The organism is Aeromonas sp. (assembly GCF_050633025.1).
Classification (GTDB): Bacteria; Pseudomonadota; Gammaproteobacteria; order Enterobacterales; family Aeromonadaceae; genus Aeromonas.
In genome coordinates, this window is the sequence record NZ_JBODRQ010000061.1 from 1 (window position 1) to 20167 (window position 20167).

A 20167-nucleotide genomic window follows, 5' to 3' on the forward strand; every position below is an offset into this window, starting at 1 on the left:
AAAACGGACAGTGTCCACTTTGGTCAATAGATGGATTAACCACATAGTATCAGAAAGGGAGATGAGGCCTGCGGGGCTGAGTAACCTCAGTCTTATAGAAAAAAGTACCTACATCAACAAGAACACAAATTTCATTCCTACCCGCCCGCTCTTGTCGGCCTGTGCCGATGTGGCCAGGGTCCAACTTCGGCAATATTCGCCTCTGCAAATAGCAATCACCTTGCACTGGGGCCACCCCACCCGCCAGGCCCTCTCTGCCCGACGCTGTGACATCGAATAACCCCGGACTTATAGAAGAAGGAGGCGAATCACCGCAAGCAGTCAACATTGCCCAAGCCAGGCACCCTGCCCTACTCATTGAGGCTGGGCTCACTCACCACACCAACAATTTGACCAACAAACAAGGAGTCCATATGGAACTATTTAAAATACTCGATACCCTTGCCCACAACTCCCTGGCCGACAATATCGGCTTCGCACTAGCCGTTCTCGCGCTGGCGATAGTGCTGCTTGTTATATTGGCAGCCACGTAAATGGGGCCAGAGGCCCCATAAAAATGAAATCGGACAGTGTCCGTTTTGACTCCATCAACGTTTAACGTTCCCAAGCAATCAACAGAACAGCAAACGCCACAAGATGGCAGAGAAAATGTTACCGCTTGATAGTGACGACCCGGTTGTCGATAAGGCGGGCCTTGCCCAGATAGGCAGCCATCAGGATCACCAGCTGCGTGCTCTGGTCAGTGGCAGATTCGAGGGTGGCGGCATCGACGATATCGATGGCATCGGTACGAAAACCGGCGTTGTCGAGGCGCTGGCTGGCCTGCGCCACCAAGGAGGGCAGGTGGTGATCGCCCGCTTCGATCTGCTCGGCGATCCAGTTCATGGTGCGCGCGAGCTCGGGGGCGATGGCCCGCTCGGCGGCAGTCAGATAGCCGTTGCGCGAGGAGAGTGCCAGCCCGTCTTCGGCCCGCACGGTGGGCACGCCGACGATCTGGATGGGCATCGCCATGTCGGCCACCATCTTGCGAATAAGCGCCAGCTGCTGGTAATCCTTCTGGCCGAAGCAGGCCACATCCGGCTGTACCAGATTGAACAGCTTGGTGACGACAGTGCTGACACCGCGGAAGTGACCCGGGCGCAGCGCCCCCTCCAGCAGATTGGAGAGACCCGGCACCTCGACGAAGGTCTGGCTCGCCAGCCCCTGTGGATACATGATCTCCGAGGTCGGGGTGAACACCATGTCGACGCCGGCGGCTTCCAGCGAGGCGCAATCCTGCTCCAGAGTGCGCGGGTAGTTGGCAAGATCCTCGGCCTTGTCGAACTGCATCGGGTTGACGAAGATGCTGACCACCACCTTCTCGGCGTGGCTGTGCGCCTCTTTCACCAGCGTCAGGTGGCCCTGATGCAGGTTACCCATGGTGGGCACGAATGCGATGGCACGCCCTTCACGGCGCCATTGGCTTATCTGCTCACGCAGAACGACGGGATTATTTACGACCAACATCAGCAGTTCACCTTCCGATAAATCAAAAAGAGAGACGGGTTGCATCCACAGATAGCGCTCGGGCGGGATGGGGCACGAACATGGCTATCAGCAGTTCACCTTTAGATGAATCAATAAGATACGGATTAGCTATACGGATTAACTGTGCGAGGCTGAGAAGCAGAGACGGGGGCCGCAGCCCCCATCATGCAACAGCCAGGATCAGTTGAAGCAGTGCTCCGGGCCGGGGAAGCTCCCCTCGCTCACCTGCTGGACATAGAGGCGGATGGCGGCACGCACATCGCCGGTCTCGGCCAGGAAGTTCTTGGTGAACTTGGGCACATAGCCGGAGGTGACGCCAAAGGCATCGTGCATCACTAAGATCTGACCGTCGGTCGCAGGGCCGGCACCGATGCCGATCACCGGGATGCGCAGCGCCTTGGTGATACGCTCGGCCAGCGCAGTGGGCACACACTCGAGCACCAGCAGCTGGATACCGGCCGCTTGCAATTCGAGGGCCTGACGGTAGATCTCCTGCGCCTGAAACTCATCGCGCCCCTGCACCTTGAAGCCGCCAAAGACATGAACGGATTGCGGAGTGAGGCCGAGGTGACCGCACACTGGCACCCCGTTGCGGGTGAGGTGGCGGATGGAGTCACAGAGCCAGTCGCCCCCTTCCATCTTCACCATGCGGGCACCGGCCGCCATCAGGCGGGCGGCGTTCTGGTAAGTCTGCTCGGGGGTGGCGTAGCTCATGAACGGCATGTCGGCGACCACCAGTGCCTTGCTGGCACCGCGCGCCACACAGCGGGTGTGATAGACCATCTCATCCATGTTGACCGCCAGGGTATCCTGCCCCCCTTGCAGCACCATGCCCAGCGAATCGCCGATGAGCAGCACGTGGGCCCCCTCATCGTCGAACAGCTTGGCAAAGGTGGCATCATAGGCGGTGATGGCGGTGAACTTTTGACCTTCCTGCTTCATCTTCAACAGGCTGGCGGTGGTGATCTTGCTCATAGAGGCTCCTGTACGTCTGCACGCGGGGCAATGATGGCCAAATCATTGTGCGGGCAGCGGGCAACCAGTCGGGCGAGCGGGGTGCCGCAGGGCAGCACCAGAGCAGGCGCAATTTCGGCAAGGGGCAGCAGCACGAACTCCCGCTCCTTCATACCGTAGTGGGGTACGATCAGGCGCTCGTGGTTGATCACCTGATCCCCATAGAGCAGCAGATCGAGATCCAGAGTTCTCGGCCCCCACCGCTCATCTTTGCGCACACGTCCCTGTTCCAGCTCGATTTTTTGTAATTGATCCAGCAGCGCAAGGGGCGCGAGCCGGGTATTGAGCCGGGCCACGGCATTGACGTAGTCCGGTTGGTCAGCAGGCCCCATGGGGCGGCTGCTGTAAAACGACGAGGCCTCCACCAGCACAGATTCCGGCAAGCTCGCCAGCGCGGCGACCGCGCGGCGCGCCTGACCCAGCGGGTCAGACAGGTTGGAACCAATGGCGATGAAGACCTCGGTCATCACGTCTGTGGTCACTCGGCCACTTTCGGTTTGCGGCGACGGGGGCGACGACGGTTGCGGCTGTTGCTGCTGCGCTTCTCGCCATCGTGGCTGCGGGCCTCGCCGCGCTCACCGCTGGCCGGGCGACGGGTCGCTTCACGCTGCAGTTGCGGGCGCACATCGGGGTTGGAGGCGACATAGCGCTCCCACCAACTGGCCAGCTCGCCGAGACCGCGCTCGACCCGGTTGCGCAGCAACAGGAAGTCGTACGCCGCGCGGAACTTGGGGTGCTCCATGGCGCGCTCGGGGTGACGACCCTGACGACGGGTCAGCCGCTGTTGCAGTGCCCAGATGTCGCGGACATCGGTGGTGAAACGGCGGGGAACGGCGATGATCCGCACCTGATTGTCCAGCACCTCGTTGATCGCCAGCATGAAGGCGTCATACCAGGGCAGGCCGCTCTCGTTCTCCAATACCCGACCACGAGCCTCGACAGCCCCCCACAGCAGGGTGGCGTAGAGGAAGGCGGGAGTGACGCGCTTGTCTTCACGAACCCGGGTGTCGGTATCGATCAGCGCCAGCTCGATCAGCTGCTCACAGGGCGAGTTGCCGTGCGGGGTAAACAACGCCGCTACTTGCGGGAAGAGCTGTTGGAACAGGCCATACTCGCGCAGCAGCTTGTAGGTCGCCAGACCGTCGCCAGCCAGGAACAGCTTGAGGGTCTCCTCAAACAGGCGGGCAGCCGGGATGTCTTGCAGCAGTGGCGCCAGCTCCTTGATGGGGGCGGCGGTACGCGGGCTGATGGTCATATCCAGCTTGGCGGCAAAGCGCACGGCGCGCAGCATCCGCACCGGATCTTCACGATAACGGGTCTCGGGATCGCCGATCAGCTCAAGCTTGCGCTCGGCCAGATCTTCCAGACCCCCTTCGAAATCGTGCAGAGTGAAATCCTTGGCGCTGTAGTAGAGGGCGTTGACGGTAAAGTCGCGGCGCTCGGCATCCTCTTCGATGGTGCCGTAGACGTTGTCGCGCAGCAGCATGCCTTCATCAGACTGGGCCGACACATGTTTGCTGGTATTGACCTGATGGTGGTGACCCCGGAAGGTGGCCACTTCGATCACGTCACGACCAAAGACAATGTGGGCCAGGCGGAAACGACGGCCAATCAGGCGGCAGTTGCTGAACAGCGCCTTGATCTGCTCCGGCGTCGCATCGGTTGCGATGTCGAAGTCCTTGGGCGTCTTCCCGAGCAGAATATCCCGGACTCCGCCGCCGACCAGGTAGGCCTCATAGCCCCCTTTGTTCAGGCGATAGAGCACCTTGAGGGCATTCTCGCTGATCTCTTTGCGCGAAACAGGGTGCTGATCACGGCTTAAGGTACGACGTTGACCGGCGACACGGGCTGGAATGGGGGATTCCACCGGCTGCTCGCCCTCATCCTTGCCGAGCACCTTGCGGCAAAAGTTTGCGATCTGGGAAAAAATGGTACACCTCTTCATGACTTCTAAATTGACGGGAGGCCAAAAAATAGCGGCCTATGATAGCTCACGCCTAACCAAATGAAAAACTGAATGGCCCGTTCAGCCAGCCTCCAGCGAGATCTTCTGGCAGGCGGGCACCCGTTCAAGCTGCCAGCTGGCGATGCCCCACCCGATGATCTCGTCGATCCGGCTCGCCATCAGCTCGGGCGGCGGACACTGGCCGAGGAAGTGCAGCGCCTGCCACAGGGCCGGGCGCACCTCATCGAGCGCCAGGGCCGGCGCATGGTTCTGCTTGGAGAGCTTGTTGCCATCGGCTTGCACCGCCAGCGGCAGATGCACCCAGTCCGGCACCGCAGCCCCCAGGGTCTGATAGAGAGCAATCTGGCGCACCGTGGGCTCCAGCAGGTCGGCGCCGCGCACTATCTCGGTGATGCCGCTGTCCATATCATCCACCACCACCGCCAGGTTGTAGGCGTAGAGCCCGTCGCGGCGGCGGATAATGAAATCCTCCTCGGCGAGCGCCGCCGGGACCGCGATATGGCCCTGCAACCGATCATCGAAGTGGTAGACCGGATGGTGCTGGCGCAAGCGGGCGGCAGAGCCCTCTGCCGTCAGCCCTAATGTGCGGCAGTGGCCATTGTAAAAGCCACCGCTCGTCATAATTTCGCGCCGGGTGCAGCAGCACCAGTAGAGATCGCCAGCCTGATAGAGCTGGTCGATGATCTCGTCATAACGGCGGTGGCGCGCGCTCTGGAACATCACCTCCCCATCCCACTCGAGGCCATATGCCTCAAGGGTTTTGAGAATAAGGTCGGCCGCCCCCGCCATCTCCCGCGGCGGATCGATATCCTCGATGCGCACCAGCCAGCCCCCCTGCTGCGCTCTGGCCTGCAAGAAGCTGCCGAGGGCCGCAATCAGCGAACCGAAATGAAGCGGGCCTGAGGGTGAGGGGGCAAAGCGGCCGATATAGGGACGTACAAGGGGTGAGGACAGGGGGTTCACTGGCATGACTGTTCGGGTAAGCAATTCATTGAGGCTGCATTCTGGGACGACCCGTCCAAAAGCTCAATAAAAAAGGGAGCCCACGAGCTCCCTTTTTCATATATCAGAGGGGCGGGATCAGCCGGCCATCTGTTTTTCCTTGATCTCGGCCAGCGTCTTGCAGTCGACACAAAGGTCGGCGGTCGGACGGGCTTCCAGACGGCGGATACCGATTTCGATACCGCAGTGCTCACAGTAACCGAAGTCGTCATCTTCCAGCAGCTGCAAGGTCTTCTCGATCTTCTTGATCAGCTTGCGTTCACGGTCGCGGGTACGCAGCTCGAGAGCGAACTCCTCTTCCTGCGCGGCACGATCCACAGGATCCGGGAAGTTGGCAGCTTCGTCCTTCATGTGATCAACGGTGCGGTCAACTTCCTGCATCAGTTGGTTGCGCCAGGCACCCAGGATCTTGCGAAAATGCGCCTTTTGTTGGTCATTCATGTACTCCTCACCCGGCTTTTCCTGGTAAGGCGCGACACCCGCAATGGCCAGGGGGCCCAGAGATTTCGTGTTTTCGCCTGTTGGCATGCCCTGTCTCCTAATTCTGCACGCTACCCGTGCCATCCGTAAATTGAGGGCGACATCTATAGCAGAAGGGTAACGGGTAAGCAAACAAGCCGTACCAATAATGTTACCCACTCCAATATTTATGCACTCCCCTCAGGTAACAGGTGACCGGATTCAAACGGAATAAACCCTTGAGCCACCATGCCTTGTACCCCAACATGGGGCCGATAGCATAAAATTTCAACCCCCGCCGCGATTGCCTGTTCAATTAGCAGACTATAGTGCGGATCTATATGGGTTGCAGGGCGCATCCGGCTTATTCCGGAGTGCAACACCATAAATAGCAGCACGGCCCTGTGGCCCGCCGCTTTCATCGCCATCAATTCGCGCAAATGTTTGGCACCACGGGCGGTGACCGCATCGGGGAAGTAGCCCATGCCAGCCTCCTCCCGCTCGTCGAGCAGGGTGACCGATTTTACCTCGATGTAACAGTTACCCTTCTCCTCATCTTCCAGCAACAGATCGATGCGACTGTTCTCTTCACCATACTTCACCTCGGTGCGCAACCCGCTGTAACCCGCCAGCGGAGCGATGGCCTCCTGCTCGATCAGCTCGCGGGCGATATGGTTGGCGCGCGCCGTGTTGACGCAGATAAAGTGGCCCGCCGGGCTCTCGGCGATCTCCCAGCTGTTGGGCAGCTTGCGCTTGGGGTTATCGGAAGTGGAGTACCAGACCCGGGTGCCCGGTTCGGCGCAACCGGTCATGGCGCCGGTGTTGGCGCAGTGGATAGTGATGACCTCGCCGTTATCGAGTCGCACATCGGTCAAAAAGCGCTTGTAGCGGGCCACCAGCTGGCCCGATTGCAGGGGAGGATCAAAGATCACGGGTTAGCCCTCCGCACGCCTTCTTTTACCCTGGCGCGCAGCGGCCAGCAGGCTAGCGGCTCATAGCGCACCCCGTCCGGAGTCGAGATGGACTGATAGAGGCAGAACTCGTTGGCCTGCAGCAGAAAATTGGGATCAGGCTGGATGGCCGGAGCCTCACCCGCCTTGCGCGACAGGGTGATGTGGGGGCGATAACCCTGCTCGCCATTGCCAAGGCGCAGCTTCTCGCCGTGGCGGCGCAGCGCTTTTGCCAGCACGGTCAGCTCGTTGGGCCACTCCTTCGGGCCAATCCAGGCGGCCTTGGCGCGGCTGAACCAGCCGGTCTCATCCAGTCTGATGGAGAGCGGCGGACAGTGCTGGCGCTCTACGGCGGCGATCAGGCGGCGGGTGGTCAACTCGTCCGCCTCACCCAGAAAGGCCAGGGTCAGGTGGAGGTTGGCTTGCGGCACCGGCTGACCGGGCCAGGGGAGCTGATCGCGCCAGGCGATGAGCTCGGGGGCGAGTTCCTTGACGGGCAGGGCAAAGAAGAGTTTGGCCATGTGGTGATAATGCCTTTTTCACGCTCATTGGATGGGCCCATTCTATGGCAGCCATCTGGCCATGTCTCGCCGCTCTCCCGCCCGCGTAGCCATCTGCGCACATCCACTCACGGTGGCGCGGGTGGCTGTGGCAGAATAGGCGCCGTTTTACCGGTTGCCACAGAAGGTGCTCATCGCTTTGTCCCAGCTCCCCATCGTTTCGGTATTGCCCGAACTCTTTGCCGCCCTCGACAGCCACACCAGCGTGATCCTGCAGGCGCCGCCCGGCGCGGGCAAATCGACCCTGCTGCCGCTGGAGCTGGTGCGTCAGAACCAGCTGACAGGCCGCATCATCATGCTGGAGCCAAGGCGCCTCGCGGCGCGCAATATCGCCACTTTTCTGGCGCGCCAGCTGGGGGAGAAGGTGGGTGAGCGCATCGGCTTGCGGGTGCGTGGCGAGAGCCGCACCAGCTCAGCGACCCGGCTCGAGATCGTCACCGAAGGGGTGCTGACCCGAATGCTGCAGCAAGACCCTGAGCTGAATGGCGTCTCGCTGGTCATCTTCGATGAGTTCCACGAGCGCAGTCTGCATGCCGATACCGCGCTGGCCTTCGCCATCGAGAGCCAGCAGGGATTGCGCGATGACCTCAAGCTCTTGATTATGTCCGCAACCCTGGATGGCATGGCACTCGAGACCTTGTTGCCGGACGCCCCTGTGGTTCGCTCCGAGGGGCGCGGTTTCCCGATCGATTACCACTACCGCCCCGCTAATCGCCAGCAGTGGCTGGAGCCGCAGGTCGGCGCCGTGGTACTCGAAGCGCTGGCCGAGCAAGATGGCAGCCTGCTGGTCTTTCTGCCGGGACAGGGTGAGATCGAGCGGTTGGCGCAGTGGTTGGCAGACAAACTGCCGGACGACGTGACCCTCGCCCCCCTCTACGGCCGCCTCGATATGGCGGCGCAGCAGGCAGCTATCGAACCGGCGCCTGCGGGCCGCCGTAAGCTGGTGCTCACCACCAATGTGGCGGAGACCTCCCTCACTATTGAGGGGATTTCGGTGGTGATCGACAGCGGGTTGGAACGACGGGCTTCCTTTGATCTGAAAAGCGGCGTCACCCGACTGGAGACCCGCCAGATAGCCAAATCCTCCGCCACCCAGCGGGCAGGTCGCGCCGGTCGTCTTGGCCCCGGTATCTGCTATCGGCTCTGGAGCTGCGAGGTGCAGGCTCGGCTAGCCGAGCAGAGCCCGCCAGACATCCTGACTCAGGAGCTGACCGGTCTGCTGCTGGATGCTGCCCAGTGGGGGGCAAAGGTGGAAGATCTGCCGCTGCTGGACATGCCCCCCGCCGCTGCGGTGGCCAGCGCCCAGCGGCTGCTGGTGGCCCTTGGCGCCATGAAGCCGGAGGGTGAGCAACAACTCACTCCTGCTGGCCGCGCCATGGCCGCCTTCGGTACCCACCCTCGCCTCGCCCGCATGCTGCTGCGCGCCCGCGAGCTGGAGTCCGAGGGTCTGACAGGGATTGTCGCCGATGCTGCTTATCTGGTGGCGTTGCAGGAAGAAGATCTGCGAGGATCGGAGCGCCTCTCTGTGCTGTTCCACCGCCGTCAAAACGCCCTGCGCCAGAACGCTGCCCGCTGGTTTGAACGGCTTGGCGTGCACCCGGCCACTGCGCAGGGTCAGTGGCTGGGGCTGCTCTGCGCCCTCGCCTGGCCGGATCGTATCGGCAAACTGCGTAGCGGCACTCGCTATCAACTCAGTGGTGGGGTGAGCTGCGATCTGGTAGAAGGTCATCCCTGTCAGGGACAAGGGGCCCTCATCGCCATCGAGATGGGGCAGAACGATCGCGGCAGCCGCATCTTTATCGCCGAACCGGTCGATCTGGACGAGCTGGTACGCCTGCTGCCGGAACTGGTGAGCGAACGGCAGTGGTTCGACTGGGATGAACGGGAAGAGCGGGTGCGCGCCGAACGCCAGCAGGTGATCGACGAGCTGGTGCTGAGCCAGCGACCGCTGACCGAACTCTCTGACGATCAGAAAGGGCGCTGCCTGCTGCAAGGCATTCGCCGCAAGGGGCTGCATGTGCTGCCGTGGGACGAGAGCAGCGAAGGGTTGTTGGCCCGTCTGCGCTGCGCCCGCGACTGGCTGCCCGATGAGGGTTGGCCCGCGATGGATGAGGAATATTTGCTGGCCGACCTCGAACAGTGGCTGCTGCCGGCGGTGAGCGGCATGACCCGGCTGGAGCAGCTGAAGAGGCTCAATATGAGCGACATCCTGCGCCAATCCCTGCCCTGGCCGTTGCCAAAGCGGCTGGACGAGGCACTGCCGAGCCACTTTGCTGCGCCCACCGGCAGCCGGGTGCGGATCCGCTATCAGCCGGGGCAGGCACCGGTGATCCCGGTACGCATTCAGGAGATGTTCGGGCAGGGTTCGACCCCCTGCGTGGCCGATGGCCGGGTGCCGCTGGTGGTGGAGCTGCTCTCCCCCGCCCAGCGGCCGCTGCAGATCACCGCCGATCTGGCCACCTTCTGGGCGGGTTCCTACGAGCAGGTGAAGAAAGAGATGAAGGGGCGCTATCCTCGCCACTACTGGCCGGATAATCCGCTGGAGGCGATGCCGACCAAAGTCACCAAAAAGAAGATGGGGATGTAGGTTGGTGCTGAGCATCGCGAAGCCCAACTCCAGCAGACGACCCTCTCCCAGAGGGAGAGGGAACCGATCGAGGTAGGTGTTTGCCCCTTTTCCCCTTATGGGAGAAGGGTTGGGGATGAGGGGTTGGCATCCATTTGCCTGGCGAAGCAAAACTCTGAATGTAGGTTCGATTAGCGCAGCGTAAGCGGACATTCGGATGCGTAGTCGGCCGCAATATAACGAGTAGAAACGAAAAAGAGGATTTATGGCAACCCAACGACGCAAGCGTGCCCCCAAGAAGGCAGCGCCCAAACGCACCATCTGGCGCAAGCTGTTCTGGCTTGGCTTCAAGCTCTCCCTGGTGGTGGCGGCCTTTATGGTGGTGTTTGGCATCTACCTCGATACCAAGGTGCGCGAGCGCTTCGATGGCGAGAAGTGGCAGCTGCCGGTGATGGTCTACAGCCGTCCGCTGGAGCTCTATCCCAGCCAGCGCCTGTCGCGGGACCAGATGCTGCGCGAGCTCAATATGCTGAGCTACAAGCAGGTGCGCCAGCCTCACACGCCGGGTGAATACACCATCAACGGCAATCGCATCGAGCTGATTCGCCGTCCGTTCGAGTTCTATGATGGCGCCGATGGAGCCCGTGGCCTGCGCCTCACCTTCAACGGCCCGCGCCTTGAGGGGATCCAGTCGCTGGAGAACCAGCGCCAGCTCGGTTACACCCAGATGGACCCGGTGCTGCTCGATCGCCTCAATACCGAGGATCGGGAAGATCGTCTGCTGGTACGCCTCAGCGAGGTGCCCGACAGCCTGCTGGTGACCCTGCTCACCACCGAAGATCGCGACTTCTACCAGCATGGCGGCGTCTCGCCGGTAGCCATCATGCGCGCCATGTTCGCCAACCTGATCGCGGGTCGTACCGTGCAGGGGGGCAGTACCCTGACCCAGCAGCTGGCCAAGAACTTCTTCCTGACCCGTGAGCGCAGCCTGTGGCGAAAACTGCAGGAAGCCTATATGGCGGTGCTGATCGACTATCGCTACAGCAAGGACGAGATCCTGGAGTCCTACCTCAACGAGGTCTATCTGGGGCAAAACTTCTCGCAAGGGGTCTATGGTTTCGGCCTCGCCTCCTACTTCTACTTCGGCATTCCGGTCAACGAGCTGGATATCGATCAGGTGGCCCTGCTGGTCGGTCTGGTGAAAGGCCCCTCCTATTACGATCCCTGGCGCTTCCCGGAACGGGCCAAAACCCGCCGTGATCTGGTACTGAAACTGCTGATGGATCACGGCAGCCTGACCCAGGCCGAATATGAGCTGGCCAGCCGCCAGCCCCTCGGCATCATCGCACGCGGCCAGATGAGCTATGGCCGCACCCCGGCCTTTATGGGACTGCTCAAGCGGGAGATCCAGAGCCGCTTCGGCGCCGATCTGCTCAAGCAGTCTGGCCTCAAGATCTTCACCAGCCTCGATCCCATCGCCCAGCATGCGGCCGAGCGAGCGGTCGAATCGGGCCTCGCCGATATCGAGAAACTGCGCGGCAAGAAAAAGCTGGAGGCGGCCATGGTGGTCTCCGACTGGCATAAGGGCGAAGTAGTGGCGCTGGTGGGTGGTCGCGATCCCCGCTACGCCGGGTTCAACCGGGCGCTGGATGCCCGCCGCCAGATCGGCTCGCTGGTGAAACCGGCGGTCTACCTCACCGGTCTCTCCAACGGCCTGACGCTGGCGACCCCGCTCAAAGATCAGCCGATCCGCATTCGCGGTCAGGATGGTCAGGTCTGGACGCCGCAAAACTACGATCGCAAGTTCCGCCAGAGCGTGCCGCTGATGGATGCCCTGGCCAGCTCACTCAACGTGCCGACCGTCAATCTGGGTCTGCAAGTGGGGCTGGAGAAGGTAGTCGATACCCTGCACAAGCTGGGAGTCCAGCAGGAGATCCAGCCCTATCCGTCGCTGGTGCTGGGGGCGGTGGCCCTCTCCCCGCTGGAGGTGAACCAGATGTATCTGCCCATCGCCAATCAGGGACTGACCCAGCCGCTGTCGGCCATTCGCGCCGTAGTCAAGGGGGATGGCAGCCTGCTCTATCAGCATGATCAGACCGCCAAGCGGGTCACCGACCAGCAAGCAAGCTGGCTGACCCTGTTCGCTATGACCAAGACGGTGAGTCAGGGCACGGCCCGCGCCCTCAGTGCCAAGTTCCCCGGCGCCACCATGGCGGCCAAGACAGGCACCACCAACGAGCTGCGCGACTCATGGTTTGCCGGGATGGACAACAACGAACTGGTCAGTATCTGGGTCGGTCGCGACGACAACACCCCGGCGGGCTTGACCGGTGCCAGCGGTGCCCTGCAGCTCTTTAGCGGCTACATGAGCCAGCGCGGCGTCAACAGTCTGGGATTGAAGATGCCGGAAGGGATCACCTGGGCCAACTTCTCCCGCGCCAGCGGCACCCACGTCACCAGCGACTGCCCGGGCAGCCTGCAGGTGCCGGCCAAAGCCTCCACCATGGGCTCCCCGGCCGGTTGCGCCAGCAGTGCGACACCACGCAGTGCGCTGGATGATTGGTTCGGCGGTTTCTTCAACTAGATCTACGACACGGGCAGCACAGGCTGCCCGTTCACTATGCTGCTGACAAGGAAACACCATGACCTTTCCGCTGTTTGACGCCATCCACCATGTGGCCATCATCGCCAGCGATTACCCACGCTCGCGCCACTTCTACCACGAGGTGCTGGGGCTGCCCATCATCGCCGAGACCCTGCGCGAAGCGCGCCAGTCATGGAAACTGGATCTGGCCCTGCCGGACGGCAGCCAGCTGGAGCTGTTCAGCTTCCCCTCGCCTCCCGAGCGCCCCTCCCGCCCCGAGGCGTGCGGCCTGCGCCATCTTGCCTTTCGGGTCAGCGATCTTGACCGGGTCATCGCCCACCTGCTGGCCCATCGGGTCGAGGTAGAGCCGGTACGGGTGGATGAGCTGACCGGCAAGCGCTTTACCTTCTTCGCCGACCCCGACGGCCTGCCGCTGGAGCTCTACGAAGCGCCGCGCTGAGCCTGCATCGACCAAGCAATCAGCCAAACAAAAGCCGCCCGGTTGCTACCGGGCGGCTTTTGTTATTGCTTCAGGTTATCAGGCGGTAGTCAGCATAACGACAGCCAGCGCCATCACCATCATGCCAGCCCAGCCGATGGGCTTGAGTCGCTCACCGAAGAAGAGCAAACCGCCCAGTGCCGTACCGACGATGCCGATAGCCCCCCAGGTGGCGTAGGCAACAGCCAGGTCAATCTTGCCGCCGCTTACCGCTTCCGAAAGCAGAGTAAAGGCGCCGAGTACCAGCATGATGCCGAAGACTCCCCACCCCTTGTAACGAAACCCCTTGGATCGGTTGATGGCCATGTTGGCGCCGATATCGATCAGTGCGGCACCCAGTACAATTACAAACGGACTCATGCTATGGCCTCCGTTTCTACGGGCTTGTCTGCGGGCTCATCATGGGTCTCCCCCATGGTCACCATAACAATCCCCACTATCGCGAGAGCCAGGCCAATCAGCTCCTGAACGGTCACATCGTAACCAAGGAACATGACCGACACTATGGTGATCAGGGTGATCCCTAGCCCCTCCCAAAGCGCAAACGCAATACCAATGGAGATTGTTTTGGCGGCTTTCGCCAGCAACCAGTACGAGAAACCGATCAACAGCCACATCGGGATGTAGTTCATCCAGCCAGCCCCCTGCTCGGGGATCATGGTCATGCTGGAGGTACCGGCGACCTCGGTCACGATGGCGCCGGTCAAAAACAGCCGTGCCAGAAACATACGACTTAATAACATATAAGATGCCTTTGTTGCTTCGACGGGAGAGATGGTAAACGGGGAGAAGCAACTCGCGGCAATCGCTCAGCGTCGATTATTCCGACGCCACAGGTTTGCCTTGCCTGGGTTCGGCACGCTAAGGTGATGGTGAAAAATCCGTCATGGCCTGTAAAATATGAAGCTATATCAGATAGAACTCTTTGTAGAGTCAGCCAATAGCGGCTCTATTGCCAACACCGCCCGTCGCCTCGGCAAAAGCCGCAGCGCCGTCAGCACCTCCATCGCGGCGCTGGAAGTTGAGCTTGGCGTCGAACTTTTTGAACGAGGTGCCAATCAGAGTCGCCTGACCGAGATCGGCGAGCTGGTGCTTGATGATTGCACTCGCCTGCTACAGGCGGCCAACAGCTTGCAGCAGAAGTGCAAACATTACGCCTCGGGTGCCGAAGTGGCGCTGCGGGTTGCCCGCGATGACGCCATCCCCGAGCAAGTGTGGCGCGAGATGCTGGCCAGCCTGCACAACCAGTTTCCCGGCACCAGCATCTCGCTGGTGCTCACCTCCCCGCCTGAACTACCGGCGCTGGTGGAAGAGGGATTCGTCGATGCCGCTTTTGGCCTTATTACCGAAGATCAGGAGCGCAGCGGCCTCAATATCGACGTGCTCAACCCGATCCGCACCCTGATGGTGGTGGCGCCCAGCCATCCGCTGGCCGGACTTAAGCGGGTCAAACAGCAGGATCTGACTGACCACACCCAGATAACGCTCTCCTATGTAGATGAATTCTCGCTAAAAAGTCTGCTGCCAGTGGGCGGCAAGCATATCGGTCTCTCCAGCTTCGAGTTGATGCGCAACTCTGTGCTGGATGGCCTGGGCTGGGCGGTGCTCCCCTCGCCACTGATCCAGAGTCAGCTGCGACAAGGCTCCCTGCTGACCCTGAAACACAAGTTCAGCCTGCAGTGGCGGGATTACGGGGTCTATCTGGCGGAAAACGCCTATCACGGCAAGGTGTTGGCCTGGTTGAAGAAGTCGATCCAGGGATATCTGGAACCTTTCGAGTAGCGATAAAGAGGCGGAGCCAGCTCACGATATCGACTTATCCTGATGATCCGAGAGGATGTGATCGTGCATACTGTTCACATACTCATTGAGCGCCGGAGGCGTAACCGATATGAGCAGTGCCCAAGACAAGGACGATATCTTGCTGGACGACGACATCATCGAACTCGATGATGAGGAGGTTGTGGTCCCGAAGGCACTCAACCCATGGCAAGTGCTGATCGTGGATGATGAGCCGGATATCCATCATGCCACCCGGCTTGCCCTCTCCAATATTAAGTACAAATCTCGCCCACTGGAGCTGCTCAACGCCTACAGCGGTGCTGAAGCCGCCACCATGCTGGAGGCCAATCCCCGAATTGCCCTGATCCTGCTGGATGTGGTGATGGAGACCGAAGATGCCGGTTTGCGACTGGTGCACAAGATCCGCAACGAAATGCGCAACTCGCTGGTGCGGATCGTGCTGCGTACCGGCCAGCCCGGTCAGGCCCCCGAGCAGCGGGTGATCCTCGATTACGACATTAACGACTACAAGACCAAGACCGAGCTGACGGTACAAAAGCTCTACACCACCGTCATCGCATCCCTGCGCTCATACGAAACCCTCAGCGCCATCGACAAGAGTCGTCAGGGGCTCGGTAAAATTCTGGAAGGGGCTGGCGATCTCTACCATCTTCATTCGCTTAAGGAGTTTGCCTCCGGCGTACTGAAACAGATCAGCGCCATTCTCGATGTGGGCACCGAAGGGGCTATCTGCGCCGAGCGCCGTCCCGGCCAGCAACGGCTGGAGATCCTGGCGGCCACGGGAGACTATGAAGCCCTGCTGGAAGAGGGGAAACTGAGCGACTTTCCCACGCTGCATGACTCGGTCATGAACGCACTTTCGGCCCGCAGCAACCGCTTTGAACACCCGCAGGACTCCCTCTATATCGCCGCCCAGAATGGTCGCGAGTTCGTGTTGAGTTTTATCCCGACCCAACCCCTCGATCCCCTCGAGTGCGATCTGCTGGATGTGTTCTGTCAGCGCATCTCGGCGGCCTACGATAACCTCTATCTCTACAACCAGTTGTTGCGCGCGCAGGAGGCCACCGTGGTGGCACTCGCGGCGCTGGCGGAGTTTCGTGATTCCGATACCGGCGAGCATGTCTTGCGCGTGCAGAAGCTCTCGGATGCCATCGTGGCAGAGTTGAGGCAGATGGCGGCCTATCCCGAGCAGCTGACCCCTGAGTTTGTCGAGATGATCGGCATGGCTTCCATCCTGCACGATGTGGGTAAGGTGGGCACCCCCGACCATATCCTGCACAAGCCAGGCCGTTTCGACCCGGAAGAGCGGGCCATCATGGAGCAGCACGCCGGTATCGGCGCCAATATCCTGCACAAGGCGGGCGAGATGGTGGAGGGAACCAGCTACCTCTCGCTGGGAGCTGAAATCGCCCGCGGCCACCACGAGCACTTCGATGGCAAAGGCTATCCGCAGCAGCTGGCTGGTCAGCAGATCCCGCTGTCGGCACGGATTGTGGCGGTAGTCGATGTCTTCGATGCCCTGCTCAGCAAGCGCCCCTACAAGGAGCCCTGGACGCTGGCGCAGACCATGGAGTATATCCAGTCCCGCTCCGGCTCCCAGTTTGATCCTCATGTCGTAACAGCTCTGTCGCGACTGGTCAACGAGTCGAGACTCCCCTACTCGCTCTGACTCTCTGCACTTGCAACTCAGCATCTCTTGCCGGTGACCAAAGTCACCGGCAAGGCATCAAAACAACCGTTTTGTTGCATCTCGTACACATCAAAGCGCCGCAAAGCGGAAACATCCCCCTTCTTTGTTAGCGATAGCCGCTGAAATATGGTCATTTAACATCACATCGCTATAATATCGGCCTGCAAACCTGATACTAACAACGAAGGAATTATCATGAGCCTGAACCTGGTACCGGCCGGCAAGAGCCTGCCCGACGATATCTATGTCATCATCGAAATCCCGCAGAATGCCGACCCGATCAAATACGAAGTCGACAAGGACAGCGGCGCTATTTTCGTCGATCGCTTCATGTCTACCCCGATGTTCTATCCGTGCAACTACGGCTACGTGAACGCAACCCTCTCTCTGGATGGTGACCCCGTCGACGTACTGGTTCCGACCCCCTACCCGCTGCTGGCAGGTTCCGTCATTCGCTGCCGCCCGGTTGGCGTGCTGAAGATGACCGACGAATCTGGCGAAGATGCCAAGATCGTTGCCGTACCGCACTCCAAGCTGACCAAGCAGTACGACCACATCCAGGATGTGAACGATCTGCCGGAACTGCTGAAAGCCCAGATCCAACACTTCTTCGAGCGCTACAAAGAGCTGGAAGCGGGCAAATGGGTCAAGGTGGAAGGTTGGGGCGACAAGGCCGCTGCCGAAGCCGAGATCAAGACCTCTGCCGAGCGTTACGCTGCCAAGTAAGCGTCACCCGGTATGAAAAAGGCGCCTTATGGCGCCTTTTTTGTCGGTGTTTGCGGCAGCTGACCAGCCGCATCTTCGGCAGGATTGCCCTGAATATATATTTCACGACCATCTTTCTGGTAGGAACGGTAGTAGTCGCTCCCGCAGCGATACCCGCCACCCGGCTGGCTCATCAGCTCGCAGTTGACCGGCAACACCTCCAGCCACTTGATGGTCTGCTGGTAGCGCAGCCACTCCTGCCATTCGTGTTCGCGCGCCAACTGATCGCGCAGGGCAAAGGTATCCGCAACGGACATCCCCTTGTTGACGATCACCTGACCCGCCATGGCTGGCAGGCTGAGCAGCCCAAACAGCACTATGATCCAAGGCTTCATAACCCCTCCAGAGTGACTTAATTTCACAATTAAATTAAAAGTCACATCAATCTGTTATCCAGATCACAAAACGAAATATCACCAAAGTGGTGCCGGCTCACCTAGTTGTTAATTATCGTCCACGGCAGGAAGCACCACCATGAAGCTGACCCCCGCGCTGTTGCTCAGCCTCACTCTCTGCACCACCCTTGGCGCCACAAGCAACGCCAGCGAAATCAACATGAGCTGGCAGTGGCAATCCACCGATGGCCAGCGCAAGCACTTCCAGCTGACCACCGACGATCAGGTGATGGCCGCCAGTCGCCACGAGATGAGCCTGCTGAAGGCTTCCCTCACCAATCCGCTGGAGACGCTCTACGCCTATATCAGCCCGCGACTCTACAACAGCATCAACCTGATCAACCAGAGCAGCCCGGAGACCGCTACCAAATTTCGCAATCTGGAGCAGGCCTTCACCCTGCGGGACGACAGCATGGAGTCGCTGCTGTTCTGGCAAGCCTACCAGCAGTATCAGGAGGATGCCTTCTACCAGATGAGGGTGGTGCCCTGTGTCCATCCGTCCAATCGCAAACTGCCTTGCGTGCGACCCGATTACTCACAGCTCTTCTACCACTTCAAGGGGCATCTCAAGCCGCTGGCGCAGCAGTTTGCCGCCAAGGATCTCGCCACCAGCGTCAGCCTGCTGCAGGAGTGGCTGAACGCCATCCCCACCCAGCCGGAGCAGCTGGATCACTTCGCGCCGCCGCTGCAGGCACTGCAAGATAACAAGGCCGACAGCGACGAGAAGGCGCTGCTGATGGCCAGTCTGCTGGCGGAGCTGGCGCCGCAATATGTGCTCAGCATCATCTATCCGGATATCAGCATCGGCAGCGTCTCCCCTGCCTGGCTGGCCATTACGGCAGACAGTGGCGTACCCGGTGATGTGGTGGTGATCAACAATCAGCGCCATGTGCTGCTAACCGGCTCGTCCCTGCTGGCCCAGCAGATGACCATGGCCAAGATCACCCTCATCAGCGAGTCGCTCTACTGACGCAGACAGCTCAGACCAGCCGCCAATTCATTGATTTTTATCGATGTCATGCCATCCTAGCCGCCCTTGCCAGCCGACCTCATGACTGGCAGGGCGCCGACGGTTCTGAATTGCGATCTTATTTAACACTTTATTAAACAGATCCGATCAGTTTAGGATGAAGCTCGCCCATTCCCTCAATCCGAAACTCGTTATAACATAACAAATGGAGTGTCATCAGGATGAAACATCTCGTACTTACTTTGGCGCTGCTGCCATCTCTGGTCTTTGCTCACAACTTCAAGGATGGCAACCCGGTGCCGCTGGTCAATGTCAGCGACAAGGGTGAGCTGGTACTGAATGGCAAGGAGATCGGCTACCAGCCGTGGCAGAGCACCTCGCTCACCGGCAAGGTGTTCTTGATCCAGCATATTGCAGGTCGCTCCAGTGCCAAGGAGCTGAACGCCCCGATGATCGAGGCGATCAAGGCCGCCAAGCTGCCGCAAGACAAGTACCAGACCGTTACCGTCATCAACAGCAATGACGCCATCTGGGGCACCTCCGGCTTCGTGAAGAGCAGTGCCGAGGACAGCAAGAAAGAGTTCCCCTGGTCCGCCATGGTGCTGGATGCCAAGGGCATGGCGCGCAACGCCTGGGACCTGACGCCGGAAAGCTCGGCGATCATCCTGCTGGATAAAGAGGGCAAGGTGCTGTTTGCCAAAGATGGCCAGCTCGATGCCAACAACATTGCTACCGTGATGGGGCTCATCAAGTCCCATCTCTAAGTCAGAGAGAAAGGGCGCTGATGGCGCCCTTTCCATAAGGGTCTATGGGTCGTATCAAGCTGAAAATCTGGATCTTGCTGCTGGGCTGGTTATGGCTGCAGCCTGCCCTTGCCCGGCACCAGTTTGAATCTGCCCTGCCCGGCCACGACGACCATCACTGCCTGGTTTGCGCCCTCCATCTGGATGGCAAACAGGTCATCACCGCTACCCCCTATTGTTTCCCCAGTGCCCCCTCTGTTCTGCCCGCAGTTGCAACCATGCAGCGCTCGGCAGATACCGCCACACTTCACAGCTATGCCATCCGTGCGCCGCCCGCCTCTGCTTTTCTCTATCCCTTTGTTTAATTTCGCTATTTGTTTTGAAAAAGGATTAAAGATGAAAGCAGTTACTCTGTTGCTGGCCGCTGCGGCCTTTGGCGCACACGCAAATCACGACGAACACGAGAGCCACAGCCATGGCGCCCACGAGCATGGCCACGGCCACCTCAATCTGGTGGTCGATGGCGACCAGTTGATGATCGAACTGCAAGCCCCTGCCGCCGATCTGGTGGGCTTCGAGCACGCCGCCAAGAGCGATGAAGAGAAGGCGCAATATGCCAAAGCGGTCGCCCGCCTCCAGCAGCCTGACGCCCTGTTCCGCTTCGACCCGGCCGC

21 protein-coding genes are annotated in these 20167 nt (G+C 60.4%); 10 read left to right on the top strand and 11 right to left on the bottom strand.

Annotated features, from left to right (window positions below):
- Positions 1–651: 651 nt before the first annotated feature.
- The 8 genes from panC to thpR form a co-directional block, all read right to left on the bottom strand.
- Entirely contained in the window at positions 652–1506 is an 855-nt protein-coding gene (gene panC, locus ACRAUW_RS10050; protein ID WP_431362166.1) for a pantoate--beta-alanine ligase, read from the bottom strand.
- A gap of 201 nt (positions 1507–1707) precedes the next feature.
- The gene (panB, locus tag ACRAUW_RS10055; RefSeq protein ID WP_005335640.1) at positions 1708–2502 is read right to left on the bottom strand and encodes a 3-methyl-2-oxobutanoate hydroxymethyltransferase; all 795 of its coding nucleotides are present in this window, start codon (positions 2500–2502) and stop codon (positions 1708–1710) included.
- Entirely contained in the window at positions 2499–3008 is a 510-nt protein-coding gene (gene folK, locus ACRAUW_RS10060) for a 2-amino-4-hydroxy-6-hydroxymethyldihydropteridine diphosphokinase (protein ID WP_431362181.1), read from the bottom strand. Before folK ends, panB begins: the two co-directional genes overlap by 4 nt.
- Positions 3009–3019: 11 nt before the next feature.
- Positions 3020–4486 (bottom strand): polynucleotide adenylyltransferase PcnB, encoded by a 1467-nt coding sequence (pcnB, locus tag ACRAUW_RS10065; RefSeq protein ID WP_431362167.1) that lies wholly within the window; start codon positions 4484–4486, stop codon positions 3020–3022.
- Positions 4487–4567: 81 nt separating this feature from the next.
- A complete protein-coding gene (gluQRS, locus tag ACRAUW_RS10070; protein ID WP_431362168.1) occupies positions 4568–5476 on the bottom strand; it encodes a tRNA glutamyl-Q(34) synthetase GluQRS in 909 nt (302 codons plus the stop codon).
- 111 nt (positions 5477–5587) lie between these two features.
- Entirely contained in the window at positions 5588–6037 is a 450-nt protein-coding gene (gene dksA / locus ACRAUW_RS10075) for an RNA polymerase-binding protein DksA (RefSeq protein ID WP_431362169.1), read from the bottom strand.
- A 119-nt stretch (positions 6038–6156) separates the two neighbouring features.
- On the bottom strand, positions 6157–6900 hold the full coding sequence (sfsA, locus tag ACRAUW_RS10080) for a DNA/RNA nuclease SfsA (RefSeq protein WP_431362170.1): 744 nt from the start codon (positions 6898–6900) through the stop codon (positions 6157–6159).
- Positions 6897–7439, bottom strand: a complete 543-nt coding sequence (thpR, locus tag ACRAUW_RS10085) for an RNA 2',3'-cyclic phosphodiesterase (RefSeq protein WP_431362171.1) — start codon at positions 7437–7439, stop codon at positions 6897–6899. The genes sfsA and thpR overlap by 4 nt, the downstream gene beginning before the upstream one ends.
- Positions 7440–7617: 178 nt before the next feature.
- On the opposite strand from thpR, the gene hrpB reads away from it, so the two are divergent.
- From hrpB to gloA2, 3 genes are all read left to right on the top strand, one after another.
- Positions 7618–10065 (top strand): ATP-dependent helicase HrpB, encoded by a 2448-nt coding sequence (gene hrpB, locus ACRAUW_RS10090; protein ID WP_431362172.1) that lies wholly within the window; start codon positions 7618–7620, stop codon positions 10063–10065.
- 244 nt (positions 10066–10309) lie between these two features.
- Positions 10310–12628, top strand: coding sequence for a penicillin-binding protein 1B (mrcB, locus tag ACRAUW_RS10095; RefSeq protein ID WP_431362173.1), 2319 nt, complete (start codon positions 10310–10312; stop codon positions 12626–12628).
- A gap of 58 nt (positions 12629–12686) precedes the next feature.
- Positions 12687–13088 (top strand): SMU1112c/YaeR family gloxylase I-like metalloprotein, encoded by a 402-nt coding sequence (gene gloA2, locus ACRAUW_RS10100; RefSeq protein ID WP_005362902.1) that lies wholly within the window; start codon positions 12687–12689, stop codon positions 13086–13088.
- A gap of 78 nt (positions 13089–13166) precedes the next feature.
- On the opposite strand, the gene ACRAUW_RS10105 is transcribed toward gloA2, so the two are convergent.
- Together ACRAUW_RS10105 and ACRAUW_RS10110 are read right to left on the bottom strand one after the other, a co-directional pair.
- Complete coding sequence (locus ACRAUW_RS10105) at positions 13167–13487, bottom strand: SMR family transporter (protein WP_421333192.1); 321 nt, start codon at positions 13485–13487, stop codon at positions 13167–13169.
- Complete coding sequence (locus ACRAUW_RS10110) at positions 13484–13870, bottom strand: DMT family transporter (RefSeq protein WP_431362174.1); 387 nt, start codon at positions 13868–13870, stop codon at positions 13484–13486. The genes ACRAUW_RS10105 and ACRAUW_RS10110 overlap by 4 nt, the downstream gene beginning before the upstream one ends.
- A 157-nt stretch (positions 13871–14027) precedes the next feature.
- Between ACRAUW_RS10110 and ACRAUW_RS10115 the strand changes: the two genes are divergently transcribed.
- The 3 genes from ACRAUW_RS10115 (at position 14028) to ppa (ending at position 17346) form a co-directional block, all read left to right on the top strand.
- Complete coding sequence (locus ACRAUW_RS10115; protein WP_431362175.1) at positions 14028–14909, top strand: LysR family transcriptional regulator; 882 nt, start codon at positions 14028–14030, stop codon at positions 14907–14909.
- A gap of 109 nt (positions 14910–15018) precedes the next feature.
- Positions 15019–16599, top strand: a complete 1581-nt coding sequence (locus ACRAUW_RS10120) for a DUF3369 domain-containing protein (protein WP_431362176.1) — start codon at positions 15019–15021, stop codon at positions 16597–16599.
- Positions 16600–16815: 216 nt separating this feature from the next.
- On the top strand, positions 16816–17346 hold the full coding sequence (gene ppa, locus ACRAUW_RS10125; RefSeq protein WP_005335667.1) for an inorganic diphosphatase: 531 nt from the start codon (positions 16816–16818) through the stop codon (positions 17344–17346).
- Between the two features lie 26 nt (positions 17347–17372).
- Here the strand turns inward: ppa and ACRAUW_RS10130 are convergent, their stop codons facing one another.
- Positions 17373–17720 carry a hypothetical protein gene (locus tag ACRAUW_RS10130; protein ID WP_431362177.1) on the bottom strand — a complete coding sequence of 116 codons (348 nt, stop codon included), beginning with the start codon at positions 17718–17720 and terminating at the stop codon, positions 17373–17375.
- A gap of 139 nt (positions 17721–17859) precedes the next feature.
- Here ACRAUW_RS10130 and ACRAUW_RS10135 point away from each other — a divergent pair, with 139 nt between their 5' ends.
- The 4 genes from ACRAUW_RS10135 to ACRAUW_RS10150 form a co-directional block, all read left to right on the top strand.
- Complete coding sequence (locus ACRAUW_RS10135) at positions 17860–18750, top strand: hypothetical protein (RefSeq protein WP_431362178.1); 891 nt, start codon at positions 17860–17862, stop codon at positions 18748–18750.
- A 221-nt stretch (positions 18751–18971) separates the two neighbouring features.
- On the top strand, positions 18972–19514 hold the full coding sequence (locus tag ACRAUW_RS10140; RefSeq protein WP_005335681.1) for a YtfJ family protein: 543 nt from the start codon (positions 18972–18974) through the stop codon (positions 19512–19514).
- Between the two features lie 44 nt (positions 19515–19558).
- Entirely contained in the window at positions 19559–19858 is a 300-nt protein-coding gene (locus ACRAUW_RS10145; RefSeq protein ID WP_431362179.1) for a hypothetical protein, read from the top strand.
- A gap of 31 nt (positions 19859–19889) precedes the next feature.
- Positions 19890–20167 (top strand): ZrgA family zinc uptake protein (locus tag ACRAUW_RS10150; protein ID WP_431362180.1); only part of this gene is annotated, 278 nt, incomplete at its 3' end.